The organism is Bordetella pseudohinzii (assembly GCF_000657795.2).
Classification (GTDB): domain Bacteria; phylum Pseudomonadota; class Gammaproteobacteria; order Burkholderiales; family Burkholderiaceae_B; genus Bordetella; species Bordetella pseudohinzii.
This window is the reverse complement of sequence record NZ_JHEP02000032.1, coordinates 1-7,788: the sequence shown is the minus strand read 5'-3', so window position 1 is coordinate 7,788 and position 7,788 is coordinate 1. Positions and strand designations below refer to the sequence as shown.

The 7,788-nt window shown below is 67.7% G+C and carries 7 protein-coding genes; 5 read left to right on the top strand and 2 right to left on the bottom strand.

What is annotated here, in order from left to right; genetic code table 11:
• Positions 1-165: 165 nt before the first annotated feature.
• Entirely contained in the window at positions 166-867 is a 702-nt protein-coding gene (locus L540_RS21055) for a phosphatase PAP2 family protein (RefSeq protein WP_109842584.1), read from the bottom strand.
• 175 nt (positions 868-1,042) lie between these two features.
• Between L540_RS21055 and miaB the strand changes: the two genes are divergently transcribed.
• The 5 genes from miaB (at position 1,043) to lnt (ending at position 6,544) form a co-directional block, all read left to right on the top strand.
• A complete protein-coding gene (miaB, locus tag L540_RS21050) occupies positions 1,043-2,458 on the top strand; it encodes a tRNA (N6-isopentenyl adenosine(37)-C2)-methylthiotransferase MiaB (protein ID WP_043213868.1) in 1,416 nt (471 codons plus the stop codon).
• Positions 2,455-3,477 (top strand): PhoH family protein, encoded by a 1,023-nt coding sequence (locus L540_RS21045; protein ID WP_043213864.1) that lies wholly within the window; start codon positions 2,455-2,457, stop codon positions 3,475-3,477. Before miaB ends, L540_RS21045 begins: the two co-directional genes overlap by 4 nt.
• Complete coding sequence (gene ybeY / locus L540_RS21040; protein ID WP_043213862.1) at positions 3,464-3,943, top strand: rRNA maturation RNase YbeY; 480 nt, start codon at positions 3,464-3,466, stop codon at positions 3,941-3,943. The genes L540_RS21045 and ybeY overlap by 14 nt, the downstream gene beginning before the upstream one ends.
• A 130-nt stretch (positions 3,944-4,073) precedes the next feature.
• Complete coding sequence (locus tag L540_RS21035; protein WP_043213861.1) at positions 4,074-4,952, top strand: HlyC/CorC family transporter; 879 nt, start codon at positions 4,074-4,076, stop codon at positions 4,950-4,952.
• A complete protein-coding gene (gene lnt, locus L540_RS21030) occupies positions 4,949-6,544 on the top strand; it encodes an apolipoprotein N-acyltransferase (protein ID WP_043213859.1) in 1,596 nt (531 codons plus the stop codon). The genes L540_RS21035 and lnt overlap by 4 nt, the downstream gene beginning before the upstream one ends.
• Here lnt and L540_RS21025 read toward each other — a convergent pair.
• Positions 6,541-7,533 carry an aldo/keto reductase gene (locus tag L540_RS21025; RefSeq protein ID WP_197085679.1) on the bottom strand — a complete coding sequence of 331 codons (993 nt, stop codon included), beginning with the start codon at positions 7,531-7,533 and terminating at the stop codon, positions 6,541-6,543. The genes lnt and L540_RS21025 overlap by 4 nt on opposite strands.
• Positions 7,534-7,788 lie beyond the last annotated feature (255 nt).

Here is a 7,788-nt window from a genome sequence, read left to right as displayed (position 1 = left end):
ACCGCTGACCTCTTGCATGCCATGCAAGCGCTCTCCCAGCTGAGCTATACCCCCAAGCCTACAACACGCTGGCCGAACCGGAGGTTCTTGCCTTTGTCTTGCGTCGTTCGGTGAACGGGGCCGAATTATGCACCATTTTTAAAAAGCGTGCAGCGCCCCGCGAAATCAGCTCCGCAGCCAGCGCCAGGGCGCGCGCAGCGGCCACTGGTATTGCTTGCCGAGGATGCGCGGCGCGAGCGCGGCGGCGCAGCCCAGGGCCACCAGGGCGCCCGTCACCACGTCGGTGAGGAAGTGGTCGCGGTTGATGACGCGGCTCAGGGCCACCAGGGCGGCCAGCGTCAGCACGGGCCAGCGCCAGCGCGGCGCGACGATGGCGATCACGCCCGCGACCGCGAAGGCGGCCTGGGTGTGGCTGGACGGAAAGGAGTCGAAAGGCTTGCCGGCGAAGAACTTGCCCAGGCCGTAGATGCCGTGGTCCAGGAGTTCTTCCGGGCGGGCCCGCGCGACCACGCGCTTGAGCAGCCAGGTGACGATGCCGCCGGCGGACATCGTGGCCAGCAGCAGCAGCGAGCCGCGCGCGATGCGGTCAAAACCCGCTTCGAAACGGCAATGCCAGCCGCGCGCCAGGCCGTTGAGCGACCAGATGTACAGGCCCAGGCCGACCAGGACGTAGAGCCCCGGGTCGCCCAGCCGGCCGATGCGGTCGAAGGCCGTGTTCAGGCCTTCGGGCACATGGGCGTCCAGCCACAGCGTGAGGGGGCGGTCCAGCCATAGCGTGCAAGCCAGCACCAGGAGCAGCAGCAAGGCCAGGCTGGCCTTGCCGCGGATGGGGCGCAGGGGAGGGGAGAGCGGAACACCTGTAGTCATGGCCGGGCGCATGTGAATTAAATGGGGCCACTGCCTGGGGCATGGCGGCGGACAATAGTAATGGTCTAAACGCTCACGACAAAGACGATTTACTGTGTAAAACGGTAAAATCAGCGGTTTCCCTAATCTACTTTGATAACGCCCCCGGGATCTACACCCGCCACGGCGTATGCCCATGCAAGAAACCACGCTCAAGCGCGCAGGCGCGCCCGCCGTCACGACCGCCGCCCCCGCGGCCGGCGGCAAGATCTACATCCGCACCTTCGGCTGCCAGATGAACGAGTACGACTCCGACAAAATGGTCGACGTGCTCCGTGAAGACCAGGGTCTGGAAGTCACCGACAACCCCGAGGAAGCCGACGTCATTCTCTTTAACACCTGTTCGGTGCGCGAGAAGGCGCAAGAAAAAGTCTTCTCCGACCTGGGCCGCGTGCAGCACCTGAAGAAACTCAATCCGCGCCTGGTGATCGGCGTGGGCGGCTGCGTGGCCAGCCAGGAAGGCGAGGCCATCGTCAAGCGCGCGCCCTATGTGGACGTGGTCTTCGGTCCGCAGACCCTGCATCGCCTGCCCGAGCTGATCCGCCGCCGGCGCGACGAGGGCGTGTCGCAGGTCGACATCAGCTTTCCCGAGATCGAGAAGTTCGACAATATGCCGCCCTCGCGCGTCGAGGGGGCCACGGCCTTCGTGTCCATCATGGAGGGCTGCAGCAAGTATTGCAGCTTCTGCGTGGTGCCCTATACGCGCGGCGAAGAGGTCTCGCGCCCCTTCGAGGACGTGCTCACCGAGGTGGCCGACCTGGCCGACCAGGGCGTGCGCGAAGTGACGCTGCTGGGCCAGAACGTCAACGCCTACCGCGGCCGCATCGAGGGCAGCGACGAGATCGCCGATTTCGCCATGCTGCTGGAGTATGTGCACGAGATTCCCGGCATCGAGCGCATCCGCTACACGACCTCGCATCCCAAGGAGATGACCCAGCGCATGGTCGAGGCCTATGCCCGCCTGCCCAAGCTGGTGTCCTTCCTGCATCTGCCCGTGCAGGCCGGCAGCGACCGCGTGCTGGCCGCCATGAAGCGCGGCTATACCGCGCTGGAATTCAAATCGGTCGTGCGCAAGCTGCGCGCCGCGCGTCCCAACCTGACGCTTTCTTCCGATTTCATCGTGGGCTTCCCCGGCGAAACCGAAGAAGACTTCCAGAAGACGCTCAAGCTCATCGCCGACGTGGGCTTCGACACCTCGTTTTCCTTCGTGTATTCGCGCCGCCCGGGCACGCCGGCGGCCGATCTGCACGACGACACGCCCCAGGAGGTCAAGCTCAAGCGCCTGCAGCAGCTGCAGGCCCTGATCAACGAGCAGGCCGCCGCCATTGCCCAGGGCATGGTGGGCACGCGCCAGCGCCTGCTGGTCGAAGGCCCTTCGCGGCGCGATCCCAAGGAGCTCATGGGCCGCACCGAGAACAACCGCATCGTCAACTTCGAAGGGCCGGCTCGCCTGGTCGGCAACATGGTGGATGTCATCATCACGCAGGCCTTCACCAATTCGCTTCGCGGCCGCGTGGTCGGCACCGAAGACAGCGACCAAGGAGCAGCATGAGCACCCCGCGCAGCCGCCGCCGCAGCATGCCCGTCATCGTCAATCTCGATGGCGACAATGTCCACCTGTCCAATCTTTGCGGTCCGCTGGACGAGAACCTGCGGCAGCTGGCCGACGGCATGGGCGTGAAGCTCTCGCGCCGCGGCAGCCGGATCACCGTCGAAGGCGAGCAGGCCGAGCTGGCCGGCCGGGCGCTGCGCCGCTTCTACGACCAGGCCACGCATCGCGCGCTGTCGGTGGACGACATCCAGCTCGGGCTGGTGGAGATCGGCGTGGGGCGCCGCGTCGAGGTCCAGGAAGACCCGCGCGACCTCGATGCCACGCTGCCGCCGGTCGATGACGAGAGCGACGGCCTTGCCCTGCGCACGCGGCGCACCGACCTGCGCCCGCGCACGCCGCGCCAGCGCGACTACCTGAACAACATCCTCAAGCACGACATCACCTTCGGCATCGGGCCGGCCGGCACCGGCAAGACCTGGCTGGCCGTGGCCTGCGCCATCGACGCCATGGAGCGCGATACCGTGCAGCGCCTGGTGCTGACACGCCCGGCCGTGGAGGCCGGCGAACGCCTGGGTTTTCTGCCCGGCGACCTGGCCCAGAAGGTCGATCCCTATCTGCGGCCCCTCTATGACGCGCTGTATGACCTGATGGGTTTCGAGCGTGTGCAGCGCCTGTTCGAGAAGCAAAGCATAGAGATCGCGCCGCTGGCCTATATGCGCGGCCGCACGCTCAACCATGCTTTCGTGATCCTGGACGAAGCCCAGAACACCACGCCCGAGCAGATGAAGATGTTCCTGACCCGCATCGGGTTCGGCAGCAAGGCCGTGATCACGGGCGATCCGTCGCAGATCGACCTGCCGCGCGGCCAGCAGAGCGGGCTGGCGCATGCCGTCAAGGTGCTGGCCGATGTGCAGGGCATCGCCACCACGCGCTTTACCAGCCGCGATGTGGTGCGCCATCCGCTGGTGGCGCGCATCGTCGACGCCTATGAGCAGGCCGAACAGAATGACAACGCCTGATCCCGGCCTGGCCCTGGCGGTGCAATATGCCGTGGACGAACCGCGCCTGCCGCGCTGGCGGCTGCGCCGCTGGGCGGGCTATGCGCTGGCCGGCGCCGCGGCCGACGGCCTGGTGGCGTTTTCCTGCGCCGAACTCAATATCCGCCTGGTCGGGCAGGCCGAAGGGCGCCGGCTCAACGCGGAATTCCGGGGACGGGACTACGCCACCAATGTGCTGACCTTCGAGTACGGCGTGGATCCGCTGGGCACCGCGCGCGGCGATATCGTCATCTGCGTGCCGGTGCTGGCCCGCGAGGCCCGCGAGCAGAAAAAGGCTTTTGCCGACCATGCCGCCCACCTCTGTATCCACGGGGTGCTGCACGCGCTGGGCTATGACCATATCAAGGCCGGCGAGGCCCGGCGCATGGAGGGGCTGGAGACGGCCATCCTGGCGCGCATGGGCATCGCCGATCCCTATCTGGCCTGATTTCGGCCGCTGTTGGCCGGATTTTCTCGGCAAAAACCCGTATATGGCGGCGTATTGCCGCCGCTCCAACTTGCATGGCCCGGGGGGGTATCGGTTATGCTGACCCTTTCGTTACGAGTCCGTTTGGACAATGTCTGACCCATACCCTGCTGCCGATTCCTCGGCTTCCCCGCACAAATCCTCCAAATCCCTGCTGGACCGCGTTCTCTCGCTGGTCCGGCGCGAGCCAGAAGACCGCGAAGGCATCAAGACCTTCCTGGATGCCGCCCACGACAGGGCGCTTCTTGATGCCGAGTCCTACACCATGATCAAGGGGGCGCTGGCCGTCTCCGAGCGCACCGTCGCCGACATCATGGTGCCGCGTTCGCGGATGGACCTGCTGGACGTCTCCCAGCCCCTGCAGCAACTGCTGGCCACCATCGTCGAGACCGCGCATTCGCGCTTCCCGGTCTACGAAGACGACCGCGACAACATCCTGGGCGTCCTGCTGGCCAAGGACTTGCTGCGCTATATGCTGGATCCCTCCATCGAGCTGCGCTCGCTGATCCGTCCGGCCATCTTCATTCCCGAGGCCAAGCGTCTCAATGTGCTGCTGCGCGAGTTCCGCGCGGCGCGCAACCACATCGCCATCGTGATCGACGAGCATGGCGGCATCTCCGGCCTGGTCACCATGGAAGACGTGCTGGAGCAGATCGTCGGCGACATCGAAGACGAGTTCGACGAAGACGAGGAAGAATCCATCTTCCCCGAAGGCGAGAACCAGTGGCGCATGCTGGCCTCGACCGAGATCAGCCATTTCAACGACACCTTCTCGACCCAGTTGCCGGATGACGAGTACGACAGCGTCGGCGGCTGGCTGGGCGGCAGGCTCGGCCGCATCCCGCGCCGGGGCGACACGGCCGAATTCGACGGCTTCCAGTTCGAGGTCATCCGCGCCGATCCCCGCCGCGCCCTGTGGCTGCGGGTGCGGCGGGCGCCGCAGCCGGCGCGGACGGACGCCGCCGAATGAGGCGCGGACTGCCGGGCGCCGGGCTGCTGGCCGCGGCGGGCGTCTTACATGCCTTGAGTTTCGCGCCCGGCCCCTTGCCGTCCTGGTCGCTGGCCTGGGTGCAGGTGCTCATGCTGGCCGTGGCCGCGCATGCTGTCCTGCAGGCGCCCAGCCGCCGCGCGGCCTGGGTGCGCGGCTGGGGATTCGCCAGCGTCAGTTTCACCGTCGGGCTGTACTGGCTTTATGTCAGCATGCACGACTACGGCGGCATGGCCGCGCCGCTGGCCGCCGCCGGCGTGCTCGCCCTGTCGGTCTTTCTTGCCATCTTCCCCGCCACCGCCGGCTGGCTGGCGCGCGGCATCTGCCCGCCGCAGGCCGCGGCGTCGCCGTGGCGCGCGAGCTGGACGGCCCTGGTATGGGCGGCCTGCTGGACGCTGTTCGAGTGGCTGCGCGCCACCGTCATGACGGGCTTTCCCTGGCTGAACATCGGCTATGGCGTGGTTGACAGCCCCATCGCCGGCTGGGGGCCCGTCCTGGGCGTGCATGGCATGGCCTTCATCACCGCCTTCGCCGCGGCCGCCATCGCCAGCCTGAAGGGCGCGGGCAGCGCGCGCCAGGCCCTGGCCGCCGGGCTGGCCGTGGTCATGGTGTTGGCCGGCGGCCTGCTTGGCCTGCTGCCGTGGTCGCGCCCGCAAGGCCAGCCGCTGAACCTGCGCCTGGTGCAAGGCAATGTCGAGCAATCGCAGAAGTTCGACCCCGCCCTGATGCAGGCCGGCCTGCGGCGCCATCTCGAACTGGCCGCATTGCCGGGCCAGCCCGGCACGCCCGGCGCCGATCTCATCATCCTGCCCGAGACGGTGCTGCCGGTGTTCCAGGATCAGCTGGCGCCCGACGTCTGGGAGGCCTGGAAGACCATCGCGGCCCGCCAGTCCGCCACCATCGCCATGGGCGTGCCGCTGCGCCAGCGCGACGCCGGCGGGCGCACGCGCTACACCAATAGCGTCATGGGCTTCGATGCCCGCACGCCGCTGGCCGACCTGGCCGCCGGCAACACCGCCATGCGCTACGACAAACAGCATCTGGTGCCCTGGGGCGAGTTCGTGCCGCCGGGTTTCCGCTGGTTCGTGGACATGCTGGACATTCCGCTGGGCGATTTCGACCGGGGGCCGGCCTATCAGCGGCCCTTCGCGGTGGGCGACCAGCGCATCGCCTTCAACATCTGCTACGAAGACCTCTTCGGTCCGGAGCTGTTGCCCGCGCTCTATCCCGACGGGCAGGGGCTGGGCGGGGCCACCATATTGGCCAACGTCAGCAACCTGGGCTGGTTCGGCAACACCTGGGCCTTGCGCCAGCATATGCAGATCGGCCGCCTGCGCAGCATCGAGACGGCCCGCCCCATGGTGACGGCCACCAATACCGGGATCACCGCGGCCATCGACGCGCGCGGCCGCGTGGTGGCGCAACTGCCCACCCATCAGCCCGGCGTGCTGCCGGTGACGGTGCAGGGCATGACGGGCTTGACGCCTTATGCGCGCTTTGGCGACAAGCTGGCCTTGCTCATCGTGGGCGTGGTGCTGATCGCCGCCGCCGCGCGCGTCCGCCGGCGCCGCTAGCGCAGAAAGTCCGCCGGAGTCGGAAGTCGGTCGGCCGCCGGCGGATGCCGCGGGCCGCTGCCGGCGCCGGTGTCGGCCAGGGTGTCGGCGATCAGCTGCAAGGCCTCTTCATCCAGTTCCAGCGTGGCCGCGCCCAGCCAGCCATCCACCTGTCCCGGGCTGCGCGCGCCGACGATGGCGCCGCTGACGCCGGGCCAGGCCAGCGTCCAGGCAATGGCGACGGCGCCGACGGTCGTGCCATGGCGCTCGGCCAGGGGCCGCAAGGCTTCGGCCAGCGCCAGGTTGCGCGCCAGCCTGGGCGGCTGGAACTGCGCATCGCGCGAACGCCAGTCATTGGCCGGCAGCTGGCGTGTTGCGCTGAAGGCGCCCGATAACAGTCCGGACTGCATGGGGCTGTAGACGATGACGCCGGTTTGGCGCGATTCGCACCAGGGCAGCAGGTCGGCGCCCGCCTCGCGGCGGATGAGCGAGAAGGGCGGCTGCAGGGCGTCGACATGGCCGATGGCCTCGGCGGCCTGGACCTGGGACAGCCCATGGTTGGACAGGCCGATCGCGCGCACCTTGCCTTCGCGCTGGAGGTCCAGCAGCGCCTGCCAATACACTTCCAGCGGTGTGCCGTCGCCGGCCGGCCAGTGCATCTGATAGAGATCGATGCATTCGACGCCCAGCCGCCGCAGCGAGGCTTCCAGCTCGCGCCGCAGGCTGTCGGGCTGGGCGATGCAATACGCCTGGCCTTCGCGGGTGACCAGCCCGCCCTTGGAGAAGACATAAGGCCGGGACGAAGGCGGCATCTGCGCCAGGGCGCGGCGCACGATGGTCTCGGCATGGCCCTGGCCATAGCTGCCGGCCGTGTCTATCCAGTTGATGCCGCGGTCCACGGCGTGGCGGATGGCGCGGATGGATTCGCTATCGTCCTGCTCGCCCCAGGCATAGGCCCAGGCCGCGCCGCCAATGGCCGATGTGCCCAGGCCCACGCGCGACAGCGCCATGCCGGTGCTGCCCAGCGTCCGTGTCGGAAAGGATGTCTTGGCCATCGTGCTTCCTCATCGTCTCCAGCGATGGTTCACTCTAGCATGCCTCCCTTTTTTTAAAATTTTTGCGGCTGGCTTGCACAGCCCCGGAAACTCGTGCATAATCTCGTTTCTTCGCCGCTGGCACGAAAGTGAATGCGGCGATGTGCTGGAAACCATGGGGGTATAGCTCAGCTGGGAGAGCGCTTGCATGGCATGCAAGAGGTCAGCGGT

Coding starts and splice junctions, on each gene's coding strand:
- lnt (WP_043213859.1), top strand. CDS start 4,949: ATGAGGCGCGGACTGCCGGGCGCCGGGCTGCTGGCCGCGGCGGGCGTC.
- miaB (WP_043213868.1), top strand. CDS start 1,043: ATGCAAGAAACCACGCTCAAGCGCGCAGGCGCGCCCGCCGTCACGACC.
- L540_RS21025 (WP_197085679.1), bottom strand. CDS start 7,533: ATGGCGCTGTCGCGCGTGGGCCTGGGCACATCGGCCATTGGCGGCGCG.
- L540_RS21035 (WP_043213861.1), top strand. CDS start 4,074: ATGTCTGACCCATACCCTGCTGCCGATTCCTCGGCTTCCCCGCACAAA.
- L540_RS21045 (WP_043213864.1), top strand. CDS start 2,455: ATGAGCACCCCGCGCAGCCGCCGCCGCAGCATGCCCGTCATCGTCAAT.
- ybeY (WP_043213862.1), top strand. CDS start 3,464: ATGACAACGCCTGATCCCGGCCTGGCCCTGGCGGTGCAATATGCCGTG.
- L540_RS21055 (WP_109842584.1), bottom strand. CDS start 867: ATGACTACAGGTGTTCCGCTCTCCCCTCCCCTGCGCCCCATCCGCGGC.